Raw genomic sequence first — 23,833 nt, forward strand, 5'->3', positions numbered from 1 at the left:
GGCGGGGCACGACTAGAAGACCCCTCCCACCAGTAATCGACTTTGCCTTATTACCAGGTATCCGGTCGGGCTATTCTGCAATTGAAATGTCGGAGGGGGCCGACAACGGCGACGCGCTTGAGCGCGTCACTCACTATGAAATGTTCGGGTCGTTGCCCCAGGTGTGGGGCAGCCTAGCGCTCCTAGCATTTAAATCCATGCTTGCCTCTTTTGTTTGAGGTTGACGGCACTTCCCAACCGCCCCGCCCTAACCGGCCGGATGGACTGACCGCTTTCGATGCAGTTTCGCGATCCGAAATGGCAGCTTGAGGCTCTCATGATTGTCGGCAACCCAGCGCATCTGATCGGCGCTCAGTTTGTCGGACGATGATTTCACCTCCACCATCATGAAAGCCTCGTCGCGCCATAGCAACAAGTCAGGCCAACCGACATAGCGGCCCCAATAGTCGCCAACCAGATACCAAAGGATCGCAATGATCGTCTCGGTCGGCAGCACTTCGATTAACCGGCGTGCACGATCAACGTCAGCCGCTCGATGCGCCCAGAGATATTGACGAAATCGCTCGCTCGGGTCCCGCCAATCATTGAACAGATCCAACGCGACATTCCGATCGGGCACATCGCCGGGCGACAATAGCGCGAGATGCTCCCCGATTTCGTTCACACGTCTGCGCCCATAGCTGGGCCCACCGAAGTCTTCAGGCAGATTGATCATGAAGACTTCAACGCCCCGGGCTGTGTCCAACTCTCCCCGCGAGCCAAAACTGACAATACGGTTCTTCGGGTCGCCGGGGTCCTCGATCAGGGGCCACATCAATACGCCAAAGAGGGCATGCAACGGGACGCTCTCAAGCGGCATGACTGACCAGCCCAAGGCCCGGTAATGATGCGCGGCGTAGGTCTCAGGCGCTACAACCTCGTTTTCCCACATTACCACCGCGCCCTTCCGGGGCGACGACACATATGCTGGGTGAAGTGCCTCTATCTCGACCCTTAGGCGCTCAAGAACTTCGCTCTGCGACGGCTCACGCATATCGTATTGTGGAGTGGCCGCATGGAGCGCCTTCATTTCCTCCAGGACTTCCTTTGCGATCTGCCGTTGCGCGGATTGGATTTCCTCCGGCGACACATCCGGGTTCGCATCCTGCCAATCCGCTGTCCGCTGGGTTTCAGCAAAGAATAGCTCTCGCCAATAGAAGCGCTTGATCTTTGACGTGCGGCCTGGGATTGCCGCAGTTGGCGCAGGGTCGAGCGGTAACCCACGGCAGGAGTTGCAGACGTTCGCTTGGAACCCGAGCGTTACGGGGACACGCTCCTGAGTGTCGAGATCGACCCCTTCCTCTAGTTGGTGAGTGAGGAAGCGACGCCCAAAAGCCTCATCGCAGGCACACATCATCACACCCTGGCAACTGGCGCACCGATACTTGCGGAGAAGCTCGTATTCATTGAGGCAGGTGACGCTCTCGTGCGCACAGCAAGAATGGTCCATCGTCAGCTTATCGATTTATCTTTTAGGCTGCATTCTTCAATCCGCTCCTGAGGATTCTCCAGACTAACAACCGCTCCTGGCGCCGCCCGGAGAGCATAGAATATCCAAGCTCTTCTCGCCCACACTCGCTGTAAGTCTGATATCTCCTCCTTCGTGCTTGCGCTTACGTCAGTGGCACAACAGATGGCGTGGCAAGCGTAGCCGGGGGCAGATCTCAAGCGCTTCATAGCTACCATATAGCTACCACTTTTTGGCGAAATTCCCGTAAGACCCCGCATTTTCCTGTATCGTAGAGCCTTGATTTAGGTAATAAAATCAACGTTCCGGTAATATCCGGTAACATTGACTCAGCATTTTGTAATCAGTAGGTCGCGGGTTCGACTCCTGCAGCCGGCACCACTACCCACCAACATCACCCGCGTTCGTGCTTTTGCGGCGAGAGCCGACCACTCACCCTCGCGATCCAACCCCGTGAGCCGCAAGCGCAGGCTCACCCCTACTTCGCGTCCACGAAGCGAACCGCTTTCTCGTAGATCAAGAGCGCCACGCAGCCGCCATGGCTCCCCGGCGAATGGCGCGTGCCGGGCGGATGGATGACGAAGCTGCCGGCCGGATACGTCCCGGCCTCGTCGTATTCGTCGCCCTCCAACACGAGCATATGCTCATAGCCGACATGCTCGTGTTCGGCGACGCGAGATCCCGGTTCATAGCGCAGCAACACCGCAGCGGCACCGCCATCGGGCTCCTTGTAGAACCAGTGGGCCGTGACGCCGGGGTGAAAGGCGTCCCAATCGCTGTCACGCAGGCCGCGCACGTAGTCCAAAAGATTGGGAAGGGTCAACGAAGCGGGAAGAGCGGGCATGGGTCAGTCTCCTCGTTGATCCTGCGCATGTTGAGTCGCCGGGAGGGGATCGCGAGCAATGGGGCCCTTCTCATCGAACCAGTGGTCTTCGATCCAGCCGAGGACAAGCAAGAGCCACGTCGTCAAAACGAATGGCGCCGATAGAACTTGCACACCGAAATCGGCGATCGCCGGCATGAGCATGGTGGCGATCAGCGCACCCAGAATGGACAGCCTCAGCCTGCCACCACAAACGACGAACACCGCGACCGCCGTGAGCACACCGTTGAAGCCATAGAGTCCGAGGTCAGCGCTCGCCGGATCGACATGGCGGTAATAGTAGGCCACCACGGTGCCGATAATCGCACCGGCGATGGCCAGAACGCCGTGGCGCCAGTTGCTCAGCAGAACCCCGGTGGCAAACAGCACACCCGACAAGACAGCCGGCGAGAACAGAGCCTGTCCCAGGCTCAACAACACGGCCGTGAGCGGCTGGAAGGCCGCGCCTTCAGACGTCGACAGTGACAACAACTGAACGGCGTCCATATGCGGCTCTAGCGCATAGAGCGCCCAGAACACGATCAGAAACGGCAGAGCCAGCGTCGGGAGCGGCAGGAGGGCAACGCATATTTTCACCAGCACAATGGTGATCGCGACGCAGACGACGAGCACGGCCCACATACCAACATTGGTCCAGCCGGTCTCGAAGAAGGCCGGGATCGCGAGCGCGATCAGGCACGGGTTCAAACCCGGAAGACCGCTCGACAGGACGACGCCCCTATCGCCAAGCAGCATGCGTCCGGCCGGGGCCATGATTCCGGCCACGAGAAGATAGGCGGCGCTAATCGGTGAGGCGACGAGAACGGCCGCCAGGAAGAACAACCCCGTCAGCTCGTTGCTCTGGAAGCACATCTGCGAGGCGCCCCGCAGAACGAGGCGCCAGTACGGAACCTCACCCGGAACGGCGGGCGGGAAGATGTAATCGACAGGCGCTTTCATCGCCGCACTCCGTCCCTCCATAACGTCATCCGGGCCGCAAGTCTGAAACCTGCGTCCCGCGGCCGGCGGCCTCGATCGCGCGCCCTATTAGCGCGCGGCGAGGATGGGCTCGAGCGACTTCAGCACCTGATCGGACGTCGCCGTCCAGCCGACAATGCCACCCTGCGCGACCAGCGCCTTCAGAGTCATCTCCTTGAATTCGGGAAAGAAGCTGTCGGTGCCGTCCTCCACCAAGACGCAGTCGTAGCCGCGGTCGTTCGCACAGCGCATGGTCGTCTGCACACAGACCTCGGTGGTCACACCGGTTATGATCAGATGGGTGATCTTCCGCATCTTCAAGTAGTCGTCGAATTCGGTGTTGTAGAACGTGTCCTTGCCCGGCTTGGAGATGACGAGTTCCCACTCCTGGGGGTAGCACTCGGGAATGAAGTCCGCGCCCGGTTCGCCGTCGATCAAAATCCGCCCCATGGGGCCTACGTCACCGATTTTCAGCTTGGGATTGCCGCGATTGCGCTTTGCCGTCGGAAGATCCGAAAAATCCGGCTTATGGCATTCCTTGGTGTGGATGATTGGCAGCTCGGCCTTGCGGAAGGCTTCCTGGAGCTTCGCGATTACCGGGATGCACGGCTGGAGTTTCGAGAGATCGTCTCCAAGAGACTCGGCAAATCCGCCCGCCTGGCAGAAATCCCGCTGCATATCGATGCAGACGAGGGCAACGTGATCGATGCCAAACTCGTAGTGGAACGGCTTGGCGTCGGGAATTGTGGGCATGTCTCGTTCTCCTACTCCGTATGCGTCGGGTGATCCGAAAACAATCGCCGCAGCCTCGCCCGGGTGATCTCGGAATGCTTGTTCAATAAGCGCCGCAACTTAAGAGTAGATTGAAAACTTCGTATGAATTGGGGGGGTCTACGGTCTAATTCCGCTCTTCTTCTAAAATGGCACGATGAGCTGCTGCGTCACGGCCAAGGCGGCGTCGAGCCCGGGCTCCGCAGCAGGGTCCGGGATGTAACTCAGAGCGGTCTCTGTATAGATGCTGCCCGCGACATGCGCCTGATAGTAGGCCTGAAGAGCGAGCTCCGTATCTTGTTGGAAATTGTTCGGGTTGAGCCACCCGAGCGCCATGCCGATGCCGAACGAATCCTTCGGCCGACTCGGAACGAGGGCCCGGCCGGTGAGTCCCGCTCCGAAATAGTAATTGAAGAGTTGCGTTTCAGAGTCGTTCCACCCGAATTGCACATAGCCGCTGACGCCAGCATCGTTCGTCGGCTTGGGATCGCGATACCATAGGAGCTGTGACGCAATAAAATAGGCGCCCTCCGCGCCATCCTCAGTGATCAGACCGTCGTCGGTCGATAGTTTTCCTGTCTGCCGCCAACCACCGACGGAGAGGAATCCGGGTTTCTGCTCGGGTCCGAGCGCCCAATTCGTGCCCGCCTCCGCGATATGGAAATAGTAGCCGTTGAACTCGGGGCCCGTCAGGCCAGTGGCAACGCCACGCGTCTTGTTGCCGTCGTACGCGCCGTAGGAGACGTAGAACGCCTCGCTGGGAACCCACGTGGTCGTGACGCCATAGACCGTATCGTAGAAGGAGCCGAGAGACTGGTACAGCGTCGGCAGCACAAAGATCGGCGCATAAAGAAGGCTGCTGACCGCGCTGATGTTGCGGCTTTGGTAAGCACTCGGAGCGGGGCGCACGACGTCCTGAAAGTCGATCGACGGGTTCGACTTGCCGATGCGCACGATGAGATGCTCGTCGAACAACTCCTGCCGCCACCACGCTTCAAGCAACTCCGACCGATTGAAGGGTTCGTCGTTTACGATGCCGATATATCCCAGCACGGAACCCGCATCTGTATTGGTCGCTTGGCTGTTCAGCTGGAGAAAGTCGACACCGATCGAACTGCCCTTCAGCCCGGCGAAGCGTTCGAGATCGACGAACAAGTCGACAACGAGTGAACTGTTGCCAGTGAAACCCGGATCGACACCGCCCGTTACAAGGTCGTTGACCCCTCCGATCCAGACGCCGCCGAGGCGGATACCATGCTTGTCGACGCCGAGTTGCTCTCCAAGCCAGCCCGTACCCGTCACCGCATTTGTCGCCGCCGGATTGGCGCTGATGCCGATCTCATCGACCTGAGAGGAAGCGGCAACGTGCTGATCTTCCGCCTGCGCCGGCAGAGAGGTGGAAACGCAGCCGAGGAACGAACACACCACCGCTGAAGCGATTGTGCCTTTTGGCTTCGGCCTAGCCATCGTCCCCCGCCCAACTGACCTGCGAGCAACAGTATGACGCCCTAGGCGAGCGTCGCTAAGCAAAATGACGCTCCCATCCACGATCTTGGTCGGGTTGCGACTATCAGCGCACGCACGGCCGCGCCATCGCACCGCCCTCTCGCCGATTCGGTCCACCGCATGCTCAATACAATCCAGCCTGGAACCTCTCCCTCGACCTGCCGTCGTGTCTGTACCGCGCCGCAACACGACTTGCGGCTCGAAAAGGAGTATAATTGCGCATCTCGACGCGGTTCGCCTGCGGGCACGCGGTCTGGCTAGTCATCGGGGGGTGATCCGCTCCCGCTCGGACCAATTTTTTGGGAGGAGCGACGATGGCCGACACACAACACATCAGGAACCCGGTTGAGTGGGCTTGGGATCACGTAGCGATGCCGCCGCATCAATGGCCTCGCTCGGCCGTGTGCTGCTGGGTAGCGCTGAAGCTCGGAACGCCCCTCTACCGACGGTGCGCCAAATTGACTTCGCCGACCTCCGGGAGGCACTGGCAAAAGGCATTGACGACTTCGGAGCGTATCGGAGTGACGTCATCTTCCTCGTCCTCGTGTATCCGGTAATCGGTCTCCTGCTCGCGTGGTTGACCGTCGGCAACAACGCGCTTCCGATGGTATTTCCGCTCGCGTCCGGGTTCGCACTCATCGGGCCCTTGGCGGGGTTGGGCCTGTATGAGATGAGCCGCCGACGGGAGCGTGGTGACGCCGTAAACTGGACGGATGCCTTTGGCGTGGTTCAGTCGCCTGCGTTCGGCGCGGCGGTGTTGCTGGGGCTGGCACTCCTTGGGATATTCGCGCTCTGGCTCGCTGCGGCGTATGCCATATTCTACTTCACACTTGGACCCGAGCAGCCGGCTTCCATCGCCGCGTTTGCGAGCGATGTGTTCACCACAAGCGCAGGCTGGTGGATGATCGCGGCTGGCATGGGCGTTGGCTTCCTGTTCGCGCTGCTGGTGCTCACGATCAGCGTCGTGTCTTTCCCGATGCTGCTGGACCGTGATGTGGGCCTCTACAGGGCGGTAGTTACATCTGTCCGCACCGTCGCCAAGAATCCCGTCGCCATGATGACTTGGGGACTAATCGTAGCGTGCAGCTTGGCTATCGGAGCGCTGCCCGCATTCATTGGTCTTATCATCGTGATGCCCATCCTCGGGCACGCCACGTGGCATCTCTACCGCAAGGTGGTGGTGTGACGGGGCCGCGGCCGATGGGCCCAGAGCAAGGTACGGAGGACTGCGATATGAACAAATCCGCATACGGGGGAGTTACGGCACTGCATGCAATGTCCGGCTCCGCGATGCCAACAGGTAGCGGGATGACTTTGGTGAAGCACGTTCTCGACATCAAGGGACGCGAGGTTCATGTCATTCATCCTAGCGCCCGCGTGTTCGATGCCCTGCGGATGCTCGCAGACAACGACATCGGGTCGCTGGTGGTCATGGAGGGAGAGAAGCTAGTCGGCATCATCACCGAGCGACACTACGCGCGCCAGATTGCGCTGTTGGGACGGACCTCGTCGGACACTTCGGTTGCCGACATCATGTCGACGCGCGTTGCCTGTGTCCGGCCCGACAATACCGTCGAAGAGTGTATGGCGATCATGACCAAAAGAGGCGTTCGGCATTTGCCCGTGCTGGAGGGAGGACGCGTTGTCGGAATCGTATCGATTGGCGACATGGTCAACTCCGTCATCAGCGACCAGCAATTCGTAATTGAGCAATTGGAGCACTTCATCCACGGCGAACGCTAGACGCATGGCTTGTCTCGATCCAATGTACCGTCGTAGCCAGTAACCGACGCTTTGCGCTCCACAAGCCACGCTCAATCATGACACCGCGGAAACTTTCCCTCGACCCGCCGCAAGACGACTTCGCTCTCATCACGGAAGCGCTCGTGGACGAGACGGTGCGCCAGAGCCGGATCGCGCCGCGCGGGCGCATGATCGCGCCGCTGCATCGCTCTCTGACCGATCCGGTCCACCGCATGCTCAATGCGATCCAGCCCGGAAGCTACGTGCGCCCTCATCGCCATATCGACCCGCCCAAGCCTGAGGCCTGGATCGTTCTGCGCGGACGCCTGCTCATTGTGACGTTCCATGACGACGGCACCGTCGACCGCCATCTGGTGCTCGCGGCTCAATCCGACCGGTTCGGCGTGGACCTCGTGCCGGGGCTCTATCACACCGTCGCGGCGCTCGCGTCCGACACCGTGATCTACGAAGTCAAGTCGGGCCCCTACGAGGCCATGACCGACAAGGCATTCGCCCCCTGGGCGCCCGAGGAAGGCACGGCCGAGGCAGAGGCGTATCTCAGCAAACTTCTGGCTTCCTGCGGCCAGAAATCATCCATCGCTGCAGGCTAGAAAGCCACTGTGTCCAGTACCGAGTGCGTCTAGTTGGACGGCGCCGCGGGCTTGGACGGCTCCGTGGTTTTGGCCGGTGCTGCGTGCTTGGGCGCTTTCTCACGCGGGCCATCGTCCCAACCCAGCATCTGCTTGACCGATTGCATCAGCGGCGGCACGCCTGCGTTGATTTCGCCGGCGTCAACGCCTTCGAGCCGTCGCGCCGCATACGCGAACACGAGGACGATGACGGCGAGCACCAGGACTTCTTTCAGGACACGCATCGAACGAATCTTAGTCACCCTCTCCGGTCACATCTGCCGAGGCCCAAGCGAGCCAGCGGTCCAGCGCCTCCACGGCCGCTCTTGCATGAGCGCTCATGAGTAGCACCCCCGTCTCGTTCGGCGCGAACCATTTCATCGCCTGGCCCTCCCCGAGGATCAGCTCGGCGCCGTCATATGGTTCAAGGAAAATGTGTTGCGCGTAAGCCCGCCCCGCGTTGCTGAACCGTTGGCTGAGCCAGTGGCAGGGTGCCTTGAGCGCATAGGACAGTTCCTCGTACGCCTCCCGGACCGCCGCCTCTTCCAGCGTCTCGCCGGGTTCCACGCCGCCGCCAAAAAACGACCAATAGCCCGGGAACGTCGGCGCATCGTCGGTGCGGTGCTGCAGCAGAATCCGGTCTTGGTCGTCGTACAGAATGACGGCGGAGAGGTCGATCACGGCCATGGGCGTATACAGGGCCTCGCAGCCCCAGGCGTCAACGCGCGCGGGCACGATTGCTGTGGACTCCAGGCGCCCCGAATGATGCGCCCCACAAACGATTCGGGGCGGCCCCGCAGGAGCCGCCCCGATAGTCGTTGGAACCGTGAACTGGAGGCCGGAACGCTACTCTTCGATCACGTTCACATTCTTGGCCTTGATGCCGTCCTTGAACTCGGAGGCGATGATGCGAAGGGTGGCTTCGCCGGTGCCCGCCTGCTCTACCTTCAGCCCCGTTTCGTCGCCGTCGTCGTTGTCGGCGGTCCGGGACTGATCGACGGTGACGGTCAACGTCCCTTCGTCGATCTGCTTGAGGGCTGCGCCGTAACCGCCATTGTTCTTGGATGTCAGCTTGGCCAGAAGCGCCGACAGATCGCCGTCTTCGCTCTCGACCATCTTCAACGCATCGTCGGTGTTGTCTTTCGCATCCACGTTCCAGACGCCGAGCTTGAGGTTGCCCTCGCCTTCCTCGCCGAAGTCGAGGCCCTCGTCATGGTTGCCCTTGACGGAGGTGTCGACGATCAAGGCCCACAGATCGCCAGGGCCCGCCTCGTCGATGTCGAAACCGTCGTCGTAGTCGATGCTGATCTCATACTCCTTGACCGAGCCGGACTCGTACAGCTCGACCTCGTGCTCGAAGCACGAATCGTCGGGCGAACCGGTCACCTTGGCGGGAACATCGGCTTCCTTGAATTCGCCGTCCTCGAACTCGCCTTCGGCTTCCTTGGGCAGGAAGCTCTCCAAGAGCTTCCCGTCGCAATAGTTGCCGTTGTCGTCGAACCTGGAATCGACCGCCGTGGCGAAGACGCCGCCCTCTTGGCCCTCGTCGAGCTCGATACCGTCGGCACCGGCATGGGTGAACTCAGAGTCCTTGGCATAGAAGAAGATGTCGCCCGGCCCTCTCTCGTCCACACGCAGGCCGTCGGCATCGAAGTGACCGTTGCCCACATCATCGATCTTCACGTCGTTCAAGCGCACGAGGATGGACGCGGGCGAGCCGTTGCCCTTGCCGCCGCGCCCCGCACCGCAGTTCTCCACGACGTCGCAGTCGGAAATGAGCACGCCGTAGTCGGCGAAGCCCGAGATCTCCACGTCGTCGAGAATGAAGGAGACGGTACCGGTCTGATCGTCACGCACGTCGACGAAAATGCCCTTTCCCGTTCCGCCCTGATTCTCGATGCTGAATTTTCCGGGCCCGGCCAGGTTCAGCTCGGTCACGGTGAGGTCGGCTCCCTGACTGATGTTCAATAGATTCGTGTCCACTGACGTCTTCACGGTTTGGCCTTTGCCGAGGATCGCAAGCGGCGCCGTGCCCGCATAGTCGAGCGTCGACTTGATCTCGATGTCGCGGTCGGTGGCGATCAGAACCTGCGTCAGGCCGTCCGATTTGGACGCGGCTTCGAGCGCGGCGCGCAGCGTGCCCTCGCCGCTGTCTTCGGCGCTCGTGACGAGAATGGGACCGTCCGCAACCGCGGAAAGGGTGGACATGGCCGTCATGGCGGCGGCAAGAGCAAGGGTCGAAAAACCGTTCAGGGCGTGTTTCACCGAAGTTTCCTCAAGGCCATAGGGATTGTGTGCAGCCGCATAGGTAGCTCGGTATTGCGATGGTTTTGCAACAGTGCAAGCGGCAACGGGCGCAAGAGGCTTAAAGACGCGCGCCTGTCTTCAAACTGCCGTGTTGCATGGCAGAATGCGTTTCTCATCCCCCGGCGGGGCCCCTATGATGACGGCGCCGCGGGCGGGCACCCGCCAGCGGTCACGGGGTTCCCGGCTAGGGACGAGTTCGAAAATTGAGGTCGATAGGGTGACGCTTCACATGACACGGTTTGGGTTGCTTTTGCTTGGGGTCCTGTTTCTTAGCGGCGCGGCATTCGCGCAAACGACAACGCAGCCGGCCCAATCGCTGAAGCCCACACCGTCAGCCTGCAGTGGTGGCAGCCAGTCCATGCGCGTCTGCACCAACGGTCTCAGGTCGTGCAACGATGTCTGCGCGGCACAGGCCCTGTCGGCAAACTCGCAGATCGTCGGTTGCGAAACGTCCTGCTGCACCCGCTACAATGTCTGCGTCAAAACACGAAACTGCGGCTTCCGCGTGATCGACTGCCAATAACGCTCCTGCACTCAGGACCCGCCTGCTTCCGCCGAGACTTCGTCAAGCTGCGCTTTCAACATCTCGGGATCCAAATATTGGATCACCGATCGCTCCGCGCCGTCCGCGTCATAGCGAAGCTTGAGCAGCAATCCGCCATACGATTCGAAGAACTCGTCGACCGAGATCCCGTCCGCGCTTCCGGTCGACTCGGGGGGAAACAGGAAGGTCAGCCGGAAGGGCTCTCCCGGCGGCACGGTGGCAACCGGACCCCGCGCCGACGGCTCCTTGCCCTCGGCCTCCACAACCACGTCGAGCAGGAGATCGGGCCGCTGCACGTCCGAACTGAGAGCGCCCTCCAAGTCGGTCAGGGCTTCATCTGAATTGTTCACCCCGGCGATGGAGATGCCGTTGATCAGGAAGGCCTCGGGCGTGCCCGAGAGGGTGAAGACGGAGCGCTCCGGCAACGGTAGGTCGGGATGATGGAAGGCCCAGGAAATCTTTGAGAACGTTTCGTCTCCGGGCTCCGCGGCAAGCACGGGGTCGGAGGTCGAGCGCAACAGGAACCGCCTCCGATCAGAAGGCCGCCAAGGACGAGCAACAAGGGCACCGGCGCTATCATCATCTGACTGAGATCCAGCCCCCTCTTTTGTGCCACTCCGCGCCTGAGCCACCGCTCCCGCCTGCACACGGGCAACGGCGCCCGCCCCGGCTTGCGCCGATGCCATGCCGCGCGCCGCTTGCCGGCGTAGCCAGACGGATCCGGCACCGGCCTTGCGCCGAACTTCGCGAGCAAGTCCGCTGGCCCGTACGTTGGCGCTTTGGCCCCAGGATGACAGCACATCGCCCGTCCGGGCGGCAACGCCTGACCCCAGACCAGCTAGAGCTGCCGCAGCGGCCGTACGGCCCTCGACGTCCCGCGCCTGCGCTTCAGCCGGCGCGGTTCCATCAGGCACTTCGGCGGGCTTAGCCTCCGGCACCCAGGGATCGTTCGCGGGCTGGCCGAAAAGCTTGGTCCCCTCCGGATGCGGTCCATAGGTCTCGAACAGATGGACCGAGGCCGTGTGAGCCGCGTCCGGAGCCTCCTCGTTCTGGAATTCGGCCGCCCCCTCGCCCCCGCCGGCTTGGCCCGGAAGCGGCGGGAGCCCCGGCCAGCGCGGCGCCGGCGCGCGGACACGCGCGAAATGCTGCACCTCGCGCCCCACCCGCGCCAGATGAATGAAGAGCTTCGAGGGGATGGACGCCGCGCGCGATGCCGTCCACGCGCTTGCGCGGGAGAGGCTGCGCCCGCTTGTCGCGCCGAGCTTGGCCGCCTTCGCGGCCGCCGCCGACGCACCGGAGGCAAGACCGTTACGGGTGGCGGCGGCCAGTGCCGCCGCACTATCGCCGCCGGAGGACAATCCGCCGCCGATCGCGCTCCCGCCACTGCCAATGGCCTGACCGGTCTTGCGAGACAGTTTCCCGGCCTCGGCGGCCACAACCAGCGAACCTGCGGCGAGAGCCTGGCTTCCCGCCCGGACCGACGCCTTCGCTTTCGAACCGCTCCACGCGGCGCCCGCCGCAACGCCTGCGCCTGCCCCCCGCGCTGCCAAACCGACCTTCTGGCCGGTCGACTGCCCCGCTTGCGCCAGACCCCGGCCGGCGGCAGCGAAAGTGTGGGCCAGCACACGGGCCACGGCAGACAGACCGGAACCAATGTGACGGAAGGCCGACCCCGCCGCGTGCGCGAGCCCTTGCCACACAACCACCGCACCACGGGCGATGGACCGGGAGAAGAAGCGCACGGCGCCCGTAATTTTCGTGGCCCCGAGAACGATCCAGGAGCGGAAGAACACGTAGAGATCGACCAGCGCATCGCGGATCGCTTGAAGTGCGCGCTGCCGCACCAGACGCCGATGACGGCGGACGCGGTCCTTCTTGGCGTTGGCGGCGCGAAGATCCTGTTGCCGCTGAAGCCAGCGCTCGTGACGGTCCCGGTCCCGCTTGACGGCGTCGCTCTGGGCCCGGAGCCAGCGCTGATGGTCGGTCAGATCTTCTTTCGCGCTTGATAGAAGGGCGCCGGATCGCGCGGCCGTATCCTTGGCCGCGGCAACGGACGCCGCCAGGGCCGCGGACTCTTGGTCGTCCACGTCCTCGTCCAAGGTTGACCAGGCACGTCGTTTTTTCATCGGACTGCCCACGCGATGACCCTCAACGCACTCCGGGCCGGACTCCCGCCCGCTGACGGGCATCCAACCACCATCGGTCTTGCGCCTTGGCGCAAGCCACGATCGGCAACGGAGTCGAAACTCGCGGGCGCTCGGCAGCCACGAAACGTGTCACGAGCCGAAGCGCCATTCCCCACGCCGGAAAATCGGTGCTCTACAAGGCTCACCCAACCCAAGCCGCGTAGAACCAAACCTTATCAATTTCCGCCAAGACACCTTAACGGTCATCGAGACGACGGCCAATAGACCTTCGCCAACGCGTTCTGCGGTAAGGCGTTCTGTAGCAAGACAGTCCGCGGGGGATCGCTCTTGGCGCGGGGAGACGTAGGCGGACCCTAGAACTCGTTCAGGCCGCCGAGAACCCGATCGAAATCACGGGCCTTCTGATAGTCGATCTCAGCCCTTGCGGCCCTTTTGGTCGCCCGTTCCTGGCGGCAGGCCTCATAGGCCGCCTCACCCGGCTCCGCGTTCGTGCGCCGGCATTGCGCATCGTCCTCGGCGCTGGCAGCGTCCTCTTTGGCCAAGCGGCCAGCCTCGATGTCGCTGCGCGAAGCGCAGCCAGGAACCGCAATCGCGAGGGACACGAGGGCCAGCGGGACTAGAAAAGGTCTCAACATCATGGGGTGGATTGGCCCCCAAACATGGCACGGTCAAGGTCAAAGCTGCGTGATTGTAACCATGCTGCCTTGAGAGCGCCCGTTTGAGCCCTTAGCTGCGATAGAGGAGTATGCGTCCTCAGACGAACAAATCGGAGAAATCGTGATCCCGTTCCACCAACGCCGCACCGCAAGCACCGTTCTATCCCTCCTCGCCGCTCTCTTGATTATCGCGGCATCGGGCACCGCCCACGCGGACACGGCACATGATGCCGAGAAGACGTTCCACGACGGCGTGAAACTGGCTTCCGCCGACGAGACGACCGAGGCGTCGGAGACTGCGGGCTCGGAGAACGGCAGCGAGAACGGTTCGGACGAAGACACAAAGGAATCCAAGAGCGCCGAGAAGCCGTTGCGTTTGCCCGCGGACGTCACGACGCAGCACGTTCTGAAACAGAACGGAAAAGAAATTCCCTACACGGCCGTGGCCGGCACGATCAAACCGCATGACGGCAGCGGTAAGCCCGAGGCGGAGATCTTCTACACCGCGTACACGACGAACCCTGCGGATACCGACCGGCCGATCACCTTCGTCTTCAACGGCGGCCCCGGCGCCGCATCGACCTATCTGCATCTGGGCGCCATGGGACCGAAAGTGGTGGCCACCACCGAGGATGGCGCGCTGACCGGCCCGCCCGCCAAGCTCATTCCGAACGAGGCAAGCTGGCTGGACTTCACCGACCTCGTCTTCGTCGATCCGGTTGGGACCGGTTTCAGCGGCCCCGCCGGCAGCAAGAAAGGTAAGGACTTCTGGGGCGTCGACCAGGACGCAGAATCGCTCGCCGACTTCATTCGCCTCTATCTGACTGAAACGGGCCGCATGGGCTCGCCGGTCTTCCTCGCAGGCGAAAGCTATGGCGGCTTCCGCGTGGCCGTCCTCGCCCGGAAACTGCAGGAGAAAGGGAGCGTCTCCCCGAGCGGTCTCGTGTTGATCTCTCCGGCGCTGGAGTTCTCGATGCTCCGGGGCGAGGACTTCGACCCACTTCCCTGGGCGCTGCAGCTCCCCTCTTTTGCCGCAGTGAAACTGGAGAGCGACGGAACCACCTCGCGCGAAGGGCTGGCGGCCGCGCTGAAGGACGTCGAACGCTACGCCCTGACCGACTACCTCGTCGCGCTCGCCTCAGGCGTCCAGCAAGGTGGCGAAGCCGCCAGCGCAAAGGTAGCCGAACTGACCGGACTGCCGTTGGAGAAGGTCGAGCGATACTTCGCCCGCATTCCGCAAGCGGTCTTCGTCAAGGAGTTCGACCGGGACGACGGTCAGGTCCTGAGCATGTATGACGGGAGCGTCGGCGGTCCCGATCCCCACCCGTCGAGCGCCTGGCCGCGCGGTCCCGACCCGGTCCTCGACGCCACGGTGCCGCTGTGGTCGTCGGCCTTCGTCCGTTATGCCGCCGAGGATCTGGGCTACAAGACCGACGAGGAATTCACGCTGCTCAACCGGAAGATCAGCAATCGCTGGGACTACGGCACGAGCCCGACCAAGCAAGGCTATGCCGGTGCCATGGACGATATCCAGGACGCCCGGGCCGCCAACCGGAACCTCGAAGTCCTGATCGCCAGCGGCTACACCGATTTGATCACGCCCTATTCCGTGCCCGCTTATCTCGTGGGGCAATTGCCGCCGTTGAAGGGCGCAAAGCCCATCGAGCTCAAAAACTATGCCGGGGGCCACATGCTCTATTTGCGCGCGCCGTCACGGCTGCACTTGAAGCAAGACGCGCAAGCCATGTACGCCCGCGCGACCGGCGAAAAAGGATCCTAGACGTTTGTCGGGAGAACCGGCTTTTCACGCGCCCCGAAGCGAGGCCAATGCCTCCTGGACAAGCCGACGAGCGCGCTTAACGCGAGCAACCCGATGACCGCAATGGCGAGGCTGTCGGATCCGAACGCCACCAATTGCTGCCCGGCCGCAACCACCAGCAGCGTGTAGGGCAACAGCGCGGCGAAGCTCGCGAGGCAGAAGCGCCAAGTGCTCAGCGGGGTGATGCCGGCCACGTAGCTGAGCGCGTCCATGTTGAACCCCGGCAACAGCCGGCACAGGAATACCGCCAGCATCAATTGCGATTGCGGCGTGTTCTCGTCGAGCAGCCATCGGCCGATGCGCGTCTGCGCAACCCGATCGAGCCAGCCGCGTCGCACCACGAAGTCACGGCCGACGCGCCTGCCAATCATGAAACCAACGAGCGCCCCAAGCTGCGCCCCGATCAACACATAGAGCGTCCCGAGGAAGACACCTTGCGTCGCGCCCGCCGCCAGCAGCAGCGGCGAGGTCGGCACGACGCCGATAAGGCTTGCGAGAAAACGCAGGAGCACGATGGCGATGGGGCCGAAGACACCGAGCGAAGGCAAACTCCGCTCTAGATCGAAATTCTCGAGCGCGACGGCACAGGCCGGCGTGGCCGATAACAGCAGAGCCAGCGTGCACACGCCGATGAAGGCCGCTGGAATCGCTCGATGAAACTTCGTCGTCATGATCCGTCCTTACGGCAATCGCATAACCGCGGGACGACAGTCTAAAGCAATGAGCCCGCAATCGGCGCGCTATTGTCGTTTTGAGTTCCGCCGTATCCAGAGCTTGTCAAATTGCGCCAATGTGCGGTTAGAACGGTTGTGCCCCTTGCGGACGCCCTTTTTTTGTGGTCCACGGGCTCTCCACTGGATCGGCGACTTTGAGGATTGGTGATGTCTCTTGGAGGTCTCACGGACTCTGTACGTACAACTCTAGCCCTTGCGATGGCCGGCGCGGCTGTAGCGGCGTTTGGTTTCGCAGGCTTGGCAAGCGCACAGAATGCTCCGACGACAGACAACGGCGCGGAAGACCAAGCGGCGCAGGCGCTCGTTTGGCACGAGTTCCATTATCCCGAACGTGGCTTTGTCATATCGTTCCCGGGCGTCACGGAGCGGCCCAAGGCCGAGAGCACGCCGGTGCCTGGGCAGAATCCCCTGCTGCAGCACGAGTACAAGGTCGAAGCCGGAAAGGACACGGTCTACTCAGTCGTCGTGTTCGAGTATCCGGAGGGGCGTGCGCCGAACCCGCCGAAGCAGGACTATTTTGAGAAAGTCGTGACGGCTTACGCCAAGGGCAGCGATACGAATCTGCGCCGCAAGACCCCTCTGAAGATCGACGAGCGTCCGGGCTACGAAGCGAAGGCCGAAGACAGCAAGGGCAAGCTCAACCACTTGATCACGATGGTCGCCAACGGCGACCGGGTCTACATGCTGATTTCGGCCGGCCCCAACAAGCACGCCACCAGCGAGGACGCGCTGCGCTTTCGCGATAGCTTCCGGCTGCTCGGCGGACCGCCGCCGCCCGAGCAGGACAAAAAAGAAGGCTAAGCCCAGCTCCGTGGCCTACGGCCGCTCAGGCTAGACAGGTTTCGCCCGAAGATTGTCGAAGAAGCGCCGGCGCCGGGCCGACGGCGCGGGCGCGAATAGCCCTACCAGGATAGCGACGAGGAAACCGACCGGTACGGCAAAGACGCCGGCCAGGGACCCGTGCACACCCAGCCAGTTCGCAATCGGCCGCACCGACTCTCTCCACTCCGCCAACACAGCCGCCTGTTTCACGGTATCGCTTGTGAGATAGTACTCGTGGCGCAGGGCCTCGAAGGCCGCCGCCTGCGCCGCGGTCGCGTCCGACAATAGGCTCGACGACTCGTAGAACAGGATGGGGATCGTGTGCGGCGCGATCATGTAATAGAGGCACACCAAGAGCCCCGCGATCATGCCGGCCAGGGCCGCATCGCTCCCAAGCCGCTTCCACCAGATCCCCAACACCAGCACGGGCAGGAAAGCGCTCGCCGCCAGAGACAACGCCGTCGCGGCGCCGACCAGCGTCTCTTGCGGCCACCGCAACGCCACGGCCCCGGCCGCCGCGGCGACCGCGACCACCGACAGGCGCGCGATCAAAAGCTGCCGGCCGGCGGAGGCGTTGGGCGCCAGGCTTTTGAAGTAGACGTCGTGGGCGATCATGTTGGCGATCGACAAGGTGAGCGCCGCCCCGTGGACAGGAGCGCCGCCACGGACACGACGGCAAGGACGGCTTCACTCAGCATGGACAGCCCGTCGCCGACGGCCAGGGCGGCAGGCTCGTGTAGAGCTGCCAGCGCGGGGATCGCGGCGCAGATGAGGAAAAGGAACACGGGCGCCCCGACGAAGGACAGACGGGCATCGCCCATGTCCGGCGCCGTGAAACTCCGCATAAGCAGATAGGGCAGAGACGCGAACCCCGTCACGAGACAGAAGAACAGTGCGATCGAATTGACCGGGCTCGACTGCGCGAAGGGCTGCCAGGAAAGTGCCGGGATCACCTCATCGACCAGAAGCGTGTCCGTGGCCGCAAGCGACCCCGTCTGCCAAAGCACGGTCACGATCGCGACAAGCCCCGCCAGCAGCATCACCATGTAATAGGCAAGCTGCGACAGGCTGAGCGACCGCATGCCGCCGAGCAGCGTCGCCACGAAGATCAGGGCTATCCCCCCTCCAATGCCGATCCAGGCGGGCAGCGCAAGAGCCGCCTGCCCCAGCAATCCGAAGCCGAGCATCACGGCCCCCAGCGCCGGGAACGAGCACAGCAAGGCGGCGAAAACGCCGAGCGGCCGCATCGTCTCGGCATTGAACCGTTCCGCCAGGAGTCCGGCAGCGTGTAGCCGCCATAGCCGCGCAAATACGGCGCGATCAAGAGGCCTGCCAGGACGAGGCCGAGACCCGCGCCCACAAGGAGCAGTGTTGCGCCCTGCCACCCGAAATCGATTCCACCGGCCCCGCCCACGAAGACGACAATCGCCACCGCAGACCCGGCAATGGCGATACCGTTCAGGAAGGCCGGCATGAGACGGCCTGCCGCAAAGAAATCGGCGATCGGACGGGTCAGGCGAACCAGCCCGGCCCGCGCGAACAGCAGTGCCGCCATCAGAAGAGAAAGCTGGGTACTTAGCGTTTGGGGCCTCCCTACGACCGCTACGGCCGTGCCTTGTCCGGCGGCGCCGCGCCGCATTGCGCAGCAACTCGCCAAGCTGCTTGAACTCCGCCTTCCGGGGCGAACTCTTGCGCCAGGCAAGTCCGATCTCCCGTTTGGGCTCCGGCTCGGTGAAACGCAAGAGCCGAATATCGTCGTTCGGATGAACCTCGATCGCCGTCGCCATTTCAGGCAACAAGGTCAGGCCATAGCCGTTCGCCACCATCTGCACGATCGTGGTGAGGCTGGAGGCGCCAAAACTCTGGCGCATGTCGGGCGCCATGAGATGGCAATACGACAAGGCTTGGTCCCGGAGGCAGTGCCCCTCCTCCAGCAGCAGCAGGCGGTCCTGCGCCAGCATGTCCTGGGTAGCCGATACGATGCCCGAATTGTCCGGTGTGGCCTTGGTCGCGAGAATGAAGGCGTCGTCGAACAAGTAATGGGTCTCCACGGCAGGATCGTCGATCGGCAGCGCCACGAGAATAACGTCGAGGTCGCCGCTTACAAGCTCGCGGACCAATGTTTCGGTGACAGTCTCGCGCAGCCGCAGCGACAGATCCGGAAAATGCGCCTGCAGGGCCGGCAACGCGGCAGGCAGCAGGTACGGGGCGATCGACGGGATCGCGCCAAGGTTCAGCACGCCGGTGAGAAGGCCCTCCTGTCCCTTGGCGTAATCCACCAGGTCCCGAACCGACGCGAGGATGGTCCGGGCCCTCCCCGCGATCTCTTCGCCCTTGTCGGTTAGTCCGACGCCGGACTTCCGTCGCTCCACCAGCTTCAGCTTCAACTCCTCCTCGAGGTCCTTGATCTGCATGCTGAGCGCGGGCTGGCTGACGGCGCAGTCTCGCGCCGCCTGCCCGAAGTGGCGCGTACGGGCCAGCGCCTCCAGGTAGCGCAACTGTCGGAAAGACACCATGGGCTATAACTATTGGTTATGGGGTCGGCGGGATCGGCGGAGTTTTTCTTATCATGGCATCGGCGCGCGCGCCATTTGGGATGCGCCAGGCATGCAATGGAACAGCAGGGTTTCTTCCGGTAGAGTTCAAATATTGGGCTGCCAGGCTGACGGCCCAGATCAGCGGCTTCAGATGTTCTTAATCCGGGTTCAAGCCCGTGTTCATGAACGAGTCATAGATTCCTTGCGGATTCTCCCCATTTATCTAGGGAGAGACCGTTTCGAGGCGCCATGAAGAAGTGCCGTATTTGGAAACCCAATGAGGAAGTAGGCCCGTGACCAAGATTCTAAGTCCCGAGGAACTCGAGGAGGAGCTGCGCGCCATCGGTGCCGCGCAGTACCACGACAAACACCCGTTTCATAAGCTCTTGCACGGCGGCAAGCTCAACAAGGGCCAGGTCCAAGCCTGGGCGCTGAACCGCTACTGCTACCAGTCGGCGGTGCCGCGCAAGGATGCGGCGCTGATGAGCCGGTGCCACGACCGCGAATTGCGGCGCGAGTGGATCCATCGCATCACGGACCACGACGGCGAAGGCCCCGAAGAAGGCGGCATCGAGCGGTGGCTCGTGCTCACCGACGGCCTTGGGCTCGACCGCGACTATGTGATTTCCCGGAAGGGCGCCCTGCCCGAGACGGTTTTCGCCGTCGAGGCCTATGTGAACTTCGTGCGCGAAAAGACCCTCGTCGAAGCCGTCGCTTCGTCCCTGACGGAACTCTTCGCGCCGAGCATTCACAAGGAGCGTATCTCGGGCATGCTCGAGAACTACGACTTCATCAGCGACGACGTGATGGCGTACTTCAGCGCCGCCTCACCCAGGCGCCCGCGCGATGCCAATTTCGCTCTCGAGTACTGCAAGCAGAACGCCCGGACTCCAGAGGCACAGCAAGGCGTGCTCGACGCGCTCCGCTTCAAGACGCACGTCTTGTGGGCGCAGCTCGATGCACTTTACCTCGCCTATGTCGATCCGGGCATGATCCCGCCCGGCGCCTTCGTGCCGGATGCGGCCTGATGGCAGATGTGAAACAGCCCGGCCGGCTTGTCGTCGACCGGGCGACCAAACCGGTGATGCCCCGCTATCTGAAACTACGCCACGATGCGGGGCGAGACCGTTGGGTGCTGCTCGCGCCCGAACGGATCATGACGCCGGATGCAATCGCCGTGGAGGTGCTGAAGCTGTGCGACGGAGAGCGCACCGTGGAGGACATCGCCGCGAAATTGGCCGAGGAGTACTCCGCGCCCGCCGACGTAATTACCGCGGACGTGACCGAGTTGCTCCAAGACATGGCCGACAAAGGATACATCAAGGGATAGTGCGATGACGGACGATCTCAAGATTGACAGACACATCGACGCCGTTGCCGTCGACGACGAACCGACGGCTGGTGTCGTTGGCAGCGAGGAAGAGTCGAACATGCTGTGCGCCGTCGCGCCGGTGGGTCTGCTCGCGGAGCTCACTCATCGCTGCCCGCTGCAATGCCCCTATTGTTCGAATCCGGTGGAGCTGGAAAGCGTCAAGAACGAGCTGACCACGGAAGAGTGGTGCTCGGTCATGCGCCAGGCCGGCGAGATGGGCATCTTGCAGGTACACCTGTCCGGCGGCGAGCCCACGGCACGCAAAGACCTTGAGGATATCGTCAAGGCCGCGGCGGACGCAGGGCTCTACACCAACCTCATCACCGCCGCCGTCAACGTGAAGCGCGAGCGCTTGGAGAAGCTCCAGGAGCTGGGGCTCGATCACGTTCAGGTCTCGGTCCAGGACGTCGACCCGGCCGGCGCGGATCGCATCGGCGCCTTCAAGAATGCGCTCGAGAAGAAGCTGGAGGTCTGCCACTGGGTCACCGAACTCGGCATGCCGCTGACCATCAACGCCCCCATCCACCGCCACAACATCCACAACGTGCCGCGTTATATTGATTTGGCCGTGGAACTCGGCGCGCAGCGCATCGAGATCGCCCATGCGCAGTATTACGGCTGGGCGTTTCTCAACCGCGCCGCATTGATCCCCACCTATGAAGAGACGATCGCCTCGATCGAATATGTGGAGGCGGCACGCGAGCGCCTGAAGGGCGTGCTGACCATCGACATGGTGGTGCCCGACTACTACGCCAAGCGTCCCAAGCCCTGCATGGGCGGCTGGGGCAAGGGCTTCATGAACATCACGCCCGCGGGCAAGGTTCTGCCCTGCCACGCGGCGGAGAGCATCCCGGAGCTCAATTTCGACAACGTGCGCGACAAGAAGCTGCTGGACATCTGGATGGACTCCGAAGCCTTCAACGCCTTCCGGGGAACCGATTGGATGAAGGAGCCCTGCCGGTCTTGCGCGTTCAAGGAAGTGGACTTCGGCGGCTGCCGCTGCCAGGCCATGGCCATCAGCAAGGATCCGCGCAACACGGACCCCGCATGCTCACTCTCCCCGTATCACAGCGAGATGGTGAAGCTGGCCAAGTCCGAGGCCGCGAAACCTGCGACGGCGTTCGTCTACCGCAATACGCGCAACGCCGCGCAAATCGGCAAGGCGCACGGCGAAGAACTCGTCCCCGCGGAATAGACAGCACAAGACGCCCTGTGCCGAAGGCGCCCCCTCGCGGGGCGCCTTTCTTTTTGGGAATTCGTTGAGCCATCGTGTCCGAAGGGCGCAGACCTCAGGCCGAGAACCTCAAGCCGCGAGCCGTGCGTCCGCTGCCGCGGCGGTGTCGGGTACGCCCGACAGGAGCCGGTAGGCATAGGCCGTGGCGAGCCCCACGATCGGTACCGCCACGAGAAGGCCGACCCCGAGCGCCAACACGCCAAGCGCAATGATGAGCGCCGTGAGGACGGCAAAGCCGAACAACGGCCAGCGATTACCCTTGGTCATCTCCATGCTTGTCTTTAGTGCGTCGAGCGGTCCTAAGCCGCGATCGACGACAACGAAGGTGGAGAACATGAACAGCACCATGGCGATCAGGCCCGGCACGATCAGGAGCACGAGTCCGAAGCCAATGGCCAGCGACGTCAAAAGAGAGGTGGCGAAGAACTTCAAATAGGACGTCGGATGCCACAGAGCCGAATACTCGACGCTATCGGGATTGTCGTGGGCGGCCAGGAAGAACGCCACCGCACCCATCAAGATCAAGGCGCTGATCGCGAGGTTCACGAGGTTCGACACGATGGTCGGCTCCTCGAGGGTACCACCTGTCAGGCTGTTGACCCCGCTGCTGATGCCAACGTTCAGGAAGTTCGCCACCAGCAGGATGGCGACGGCGCCAGCGAAGAACCAGGGGCGCTTCTTGAACGCCTCCCAGCCAAACTGGATTGCAGCTGTGGGTGAAAACCGCATGAGCACCACTTAGCCTCGTTGCGTGACGGCACCCCCAAGACAGACTGGATACGACGCACTGCGGATGTCATCAGTGGATCACCGCCGGACAAACTGTGCCCGTCGACCCCGGTCGTCTACTCAGATGTCGAGCCGCGCGTCCGGCGGCGCAACCTGCGCTGCATAGCCGGACAGGAGCCGGTAGGCATAGGCGAAGGCGATGCCGACGATCGGCGCGGCGACGAGAAGCCCGACACCGAGCGCCAGCGCGCCCACGAGAATAATCAGCAAGCACAGCAGAATGAACCAGAAGAGCGGCCAGCGATTGCCTCTGGTCATTTCCATGCTCGCCTTCAACGCGTCGATCGGGCCCAAGCCGCGATCGATCACCAGGAACGTCGAAAACATGAAAAGGACCATGGCGATCAAGCCAGGCACGATCAGGAGCACCAACCCGATACCGACGGCCAGCGAGGCCAGAACAGAGGTGGCGAAGAACTTCCAGTAGGGACTTGGATGCCACAGGGTCGCGAAGTCGACCCCGTGCGGGTTGTCGTGGGAGGCGAGGAAAAAGGCCGTCATGCCCATGCTGATCAGCACGCCCAGCAGGTAGCTCACGAGGTTTCCGAGGACGGTCGGCTCCTCGTAGGAACCGCCCGTGATGGTATCGACCGCACCGCTGACAATACCGACGGCGATGTTCGCCACCGCCAGGATCACCATCGCGCCAATGAAGAACCAGGGACGCTTCTTGAACGTCTCCCAGCCAAACCGAATTGCGTCACCGGGTGAGAACTGCATAGGGGTAACCTATCACTTCCGCGCCACATTTTGGGAATGGATCGCCGTTCTCCAACAGAATCCACAGATTCCTTGAGAGGACGCACTTGCCCGGCGGATTGCCACTTAATCCCGTCGTTGTTTCCAACTTGCCATCCCATTGTTGCCATTTGTACC

The 23,833-nt window shown here is 62.6% G+C and carries 22 protein-coding genes and 2 pseudogenes; 8 read left to right on the forward strand and 16 right to left on the reverse strand.

The genetic code is table 11. The annotated features are described in order from the left end of the window. Positions 1–247: 247 nt before the first annotated feature. The 5 genes from AUC70_RS11045 to AUC70_RS11060 form a co-directional block, all read right to left on the reverse strand. Entirely contained in the window at positions 248–1,489 is a 1,242-nt protein-coding gene (locus AUC70_RS11045) for a VRR-NUC domain-containing protein (RefSeq protein ID WP_069444896.1), read from the reverse strand. Positions 1,490–1,985: 496 nt separating this feature from the next. Then, the gene (locus AUC70_RS17580; RefSeq protein ID WP_206599372.1) at positions 1,986–2,351 is read right to left on the reverse strand and encodes a cupin domain-containing protein; all 366 of its coding nucleotides are present in this window, start codon (positions 2,349–2,351) and stop codon (positions 1,986–1,988) included. A 3-nt stretch (positions 2,352–2,354) separates the two neighbouring features. Beyond that, the gene (locus tag AUC70_RS11050; protein WP_206599373.1) at positions 2,355–3,329 is read right to left on the reverse strand and encodes an urea transporter; all 975 of its coding nucleotides are present in this window, start codon (positions 3,327–3,329) and stop codon (positions 2,355–2,357) included. A gap of 87 nt (positions 3,330–3,416) precedes the next feature. Beyond that, positions 3,417–4,100: a cysteine hydrolase family protein gene (locus AUC70_RS11055; protein WP_069444897.1), complete on the reverse strand. Its 684-nt coding sequence runs from the start codon at positions 4,098–4,100 to the stop codon at positions 3,417–3,419. Positions 4,101–4,262: 162 nt separating this feature from the next. Next, positions 4,263–5,585, reverse strand: a complete 1,323-nt coding sequence (locus tag AUC70_RS11060) for a carbohydrate porin (RefSeq protein ID WP_083241482.1) — start codon at positions 5,583–5,585, stop codon at positions 4,263–4,265. 424 nt (positions 5,586–6,009) lie between these two features. Between AUC70_RS11060 and AUC70_RS11065 the strand changes: the two genes are divergently transcribed. The 3 genes from AUC70_RS11065 (at position 6,010) to AUC70_RS11075 (ending at position 7,978) form a co-directional block, all read left to right on the forward strand. After that, positions 6,010–6,810, forward strand: a complete 801-nt coding sequence (locus AUC70_RS11065) for a DUF2189 domain-containing protein (RefSeq protein WP_069444898.1) — start codon at positions 6,010–6,012, stop codon at positions 6,808–6,810. A gap of 47 nt (positions 6,811–6,857) precedes the next feature. Beyond that, complete coding sequence (locus tag AUC70_RS11070; RefSeq protein ID WP_244505595.1) at positions 6,858–7,367, forward strand: CBS domain-containing protein; 510 nt, start codon at positions 6,858–6,860, stop codon at positions 7,365–7,367. A gap of 77 nt (positions 7,368–7,444) precedes the next feature. Continuing rightward, a complete protein-coding gene (locus AUC70_RS11075; protein ID WP_069444900.1) occupies positions 7,445–7,978 on the forward strand; it encodes a WbuC family cupin fold metalloprotein in 534 nt (177 codons plus the stop codon). A gap of 29 nt (positions 7,979–8,007) precedes the next feature. Here the strand turns inward: AUC70_RS11075 and AUC70_RS11080 are convergent, their stop codons facing one another. The 5 genes from AUC70_RS11080 to AUC70_RS11100 all read right to left on the reverse strand — a co-directional run bounded on the left by AUC70_RS11080 (position 8,008) and on the right by AUC70_RS11100 (position 13,632). After that, complete coding sequence (locus AUC70_RS11080; protein WP_206599374.1) at positions 8,008–8,259, reverse strand: hypothetical protein; 252 nt, start codon at positions 8,257–8,259, stop codon at positions 8,008–8,010. Then, on the reverse strand, positions 8,252–8,731 hold the full coding sequence (locus AUC70_RS11085; RefSeq protein WP_069444902.1) for an NUDIX hydrolase: 480 nt from the start codon (positions 8,729–8,731) through the stop codon (positions 8,252–8,254). Before AUC70_RS11085 ends, AUC70_RS11080 begins: the two co-directional genes overlap by 8 nt. Before the next feature lie 111 nt (positions 8,732–8,842). After that, positions 8,843–10,261 (reverse strand): hypothetical protein, encoded by a 1,419-nt coding sequence (locus AUC70_RS11090; protein ID WP_069444903.1) that lies wholly within the window; start codon positions 10,259–10,261, stop codon positions 8,843–8,845. Between the two features lie 576 nt (positions 10,262–10,837). Further along, positions 10,838–12,973, reverse strand: a complete 2,136-nt coding sequence (locus AUC70_RS11095; protein WP_141702081.1) for a hypothetical protein — start codon at positions 12,971–12,973, stop codon at positions 10,838–10,840. A gap of 374 nt (positions 12,974–13,347) precedes the next feature. Further along, positions 13,348–13,632: a hypothetical protein gene (locus tag AUC70_RS11100; protein WP_069444905.1), complete on the reverse strand. Its 285-nt coding sequence runs from the start codon at positions 13,630–13,632 to the stop codon at positions 13,348–13,350. 139 nt (positions 13,633–13,771) lie between these two features. Between AUC70_RS11100 and AUC70_RS11105 the strand changes: the two genes are divergently transcribed. Continuing rightward, complete coding sequence (locus AUC70_RS11105; protein ID WP_069444906.1) at positions 13,772–15,430, forward strand: S10 family peptidase; 1,659 nt, start codon at positions 13,772–13,774, stop codon at positions 15,428–15,430. Here the strand turns inward: AUC70_RS11105 and AUC70_RS11110 are convergent. After that, positions 15,427–16,095 (reverse strand): TVP38/TMEM64 family protein, encoded by a 669-nt coding sequence (locus AUC70_RS11110; RefSeq protein ID WP_158007431.1) that lies wholly within the window; start codon positions 16,093–16,095, stop codon positions 15,427–15,429. The genes AUC70_RS11105 and AUC70_RS11110 overlap by 4 nt on opposite strands. 345 nt (positions 16,096–16,440) lie before the next feature. On the opposite strand from AUC70_RS11110, the gene AUC70_RS11115 reads away from it, so the two are divergent. Then, positions 16,441–17,004 carry a hypothetical protein gene (locus tag AUC70_RS11115; protein ID WP_141702082.1) on the forward strand — a complete coding sequence of 188 codons (564 nt, stop codon included), beginning with the start codon at positions 16,441–16,443 and terminating at the stop codon, positions 17,002–17,004. A 30-nt stretch (positions 17,005–17,034) separates the two neighbouring features. On the opposite strand, the gene AUC70_RS11120 is transcribed toward AUC70_RS11115, so the two are convergent. From AUC70_RS11120 to AUC70_RS18880, 3 genes and pseudogenes are all read right to left on the reverse strand, one after another. After that, positions 17,035–17,655 (reverse strand): sodium:solute symporter family transporter, encoded by a 621-nt coding sequence (locus AUC70_RS11120; RefSeq protein WP_141702083.1) that lies wholly within the window; start codon positions 17,653–17,655, stop codon positions 17,035–17,037. Then, a pseudogene (locus tag AUC70_RS18875) lies at positions 17,637–18,664 on the reverse strand (sodium:solute symporter family transporter). The gene AUC70_RS11120 and the pseudogene AUC70_RS18875 overlap by 19 nt, the downstream one beginning before the upstream one ends. Before the next feature lie 4 nt (positions 18,665–18,668). After that, positions 18,669–19,541 (reverse strand): annotated as a pseudogene (locus AUC70_RS18880) (hydrogen peroxide-inducible genes activator); the annotation flags it as partial. 314 nt (positions 19,542–19,855) lie between these two features. Here AUC70_RS18880 and pqqC point away from each other — a divergent pair. Genes pqqC through pqqE form a run of 3 tightly spaced genes read left to right on the forward strand, consistent with a single transcriptional unit; the run spans position 19,856 to position 22,129 of the window. Beyond that, positions 19,856–20,590 (forward strand): pyrroloquinoline-quinone synthase PqqC, encoded by a 735-nt coding sequence (pqqC, locus tag AUC70_RS11130; protein WP_069444911.1) that lies wholly within the window; start codon positions 19,856–19,858, stop codon positions 20,588–20,590. Further along, the gene (pqqD, locus tag AUC70_RS11135; RefSeq protein WP_069444912.1) at positions 20,590–20,892 is read left to right on the forward strand and encodes a pyrroloquinoline quinone biosynthesis peptide chaperone PqqD; all 303 of its coding nucleotides are present in this window, start codon (positions 20,590–20,592) and stop codon (positions 20,890–20,892) included. The genes pqqC and pqqD overlap by 1 nt, the downstream gene beginning before the upstream one ends. A gap of 4 nt (positions 20,893–20,896) precedes the next feature. Further along, positions 20,897–22,129 (forward strand): pyrroloquinoline quinone biosynthesis protein PqqE, encoded by a 1,233-nt coding sequence (gene pqqE, locus AUC70_RS11140; RefSeq protein WP_083241486.1) that lies wholly within the window; start codon positions 20,897–20,899, stop codon positions 22,127–22,129. Between the two features lie 108 nt (positions 22,130–22,237). Here the strand turns inward: pqqE and AUC70_RS11145 are convergent, their stop codons facing one another. Both AUC70_RS11145 and AUC70_RS11150 read right to left on the reverse strand, forming a co-directional pair. Further along, positions 22,238–22,897 carry a DUF7847 domain-containing protein gene (locus AUC70_RS11145; RefSeq protein ID WP_141702084.1) on the reverse strand — a complete coding sequence of 220 codons (660 nt, stop codon included), beginning with the start codon at positions 22,895–22,897 and terminating at the stop codon, positions 22,238–22,240. 120 nt (positions 22,898–23,017) lie between these two features. Further along, entirely contained in the window at positions 23,018–23,677 is a 660-nt protein-coding gene (locus AUC70_RS11150; RefSeq protein WP_069444914.1) for a DUF7847 domain-containing protein, read from the reverse strand. Positions 23,678–23,833: the final 156 nt, after the last annotated feature.

Origin of the sequence: Methyloceanibacter stevinii, assembly GCF_001723355.1 — a bacterium.
Taxonomy (GTDB): domain Bacteria; phylum Pseudomonadota; class Alphaproteobacteria; order Rhizobiales; family Methyloligellaceae; genus Methyloceanibacter; species Methyloceanibacter stevinii.

What these genes read in the sequence shown, in the direction of transcription:
- AUC70_RS11095 (WP_141702081.1), bottom strand. Translation starts at nt 12,973, where the DNA reads ATGAAAAAACGACGTGCCTGGTCAACCTTGGACGAGGACGTGGACGAC.
- AUC70_RS11055 (WP_069444897.1), bottom strand. Translation starts at nt 4,100, where the DNA reads ATGCCCACAATTCCCGACGCCAAGCCGTTCCACTACGAGTTTGGCATC.
- AUC70_RS17580 (WP_206599372.1), bottom strand. Translation starts at nt 2,351, where the DNA reads ATGCCCGCTCTTCCCGCTTCGTTGACCCTTCCCAATCTTTTGGACTAC.
- pqqD (WP_069444912.1), top strand. Translation starts at nt 20,590, where the DNA reads ATGGCAGATGTGAAACAGCCCGGCCGGCTTGTCGTCGACCGGGCGACC.
- AUC70_RS11065 (WP_069444898.1), top strand. Translation starts at nt 6,010, where the DNA reads ATGGCCTCGCTCGGCCGTGTGCTGCTGGGTAGCGCTGAAGCTCGGAAC.
- AUC70_RS11145 (WP_141702084.1), bottom strand. Translation starts at nt 22,897, where the DNA reads ATGCGGTTTTCACCCACAGCTGCAATCCAGTTTGGCTGGGAGGCGTTC.
- AUC70_RS11045 (WP_069444896.1), bottom strand. Translation starts at nt 1,489, where the DNA reads ATGGACCATTCTTGCTGTGCGCACGAGAGCGTCACCTGCCTCAATGAA.
- AUC70_RS11060 (WP_083241482.1), bottom strand. Translation starts at nt 5,585, where the DNA reads ATGGCTAGGCCGAAGCCAAAAGGCACAATCGCTTCAGCGGTGGTGTGT.
- AUC70_RS11100 (WP_069444905.1), bottom strand. Translation starts at nt 13,632, where the DNA reads ATGATGTTGAGACCTTTTCTAGTCCCGCTGGCCCTCGTGTCCCTCGCG.
- AUC70_RS11070 (WP_244505595.1), top strand. Translation starts at nt 6,858, where the DNA reads ATGAACAAATCCGCATACGGGGGAGTTACGGCACTGCATGCAATGTCC.
- AUC70_RS11050 (WP_206599373.1), bottom strand. Translation starts at nt 3,329, where the DNA reads ATGAAAGCGCCTGTCGATTACATCTTCCCGCCCGCCGTTCCGGGTGAG.
- AUC70_RS11150 (WP_069444914.1), bottom strand. Translation starts at nt 23,677, where the DNA reads ATGCAGTTCTCACCCGGTGACGCAATTCGGTTTGGCTGGGAGACGTTC.
- AUC70_RS11075 (WP_069444900.1), top strand. Translation starts at nt 7,445, where the DNA reads ATGACACCGCGGAAACTTTCCCTCGACCCGCCGCAAGACGACTTCGCT.
- pqqE (WP_083241486.1), top strand. Translation starts at nt 20,897, where the DNA reads ATGACGGACGATCTCAAGATTGACAGACACATCGACGCCGTTGCCGTC.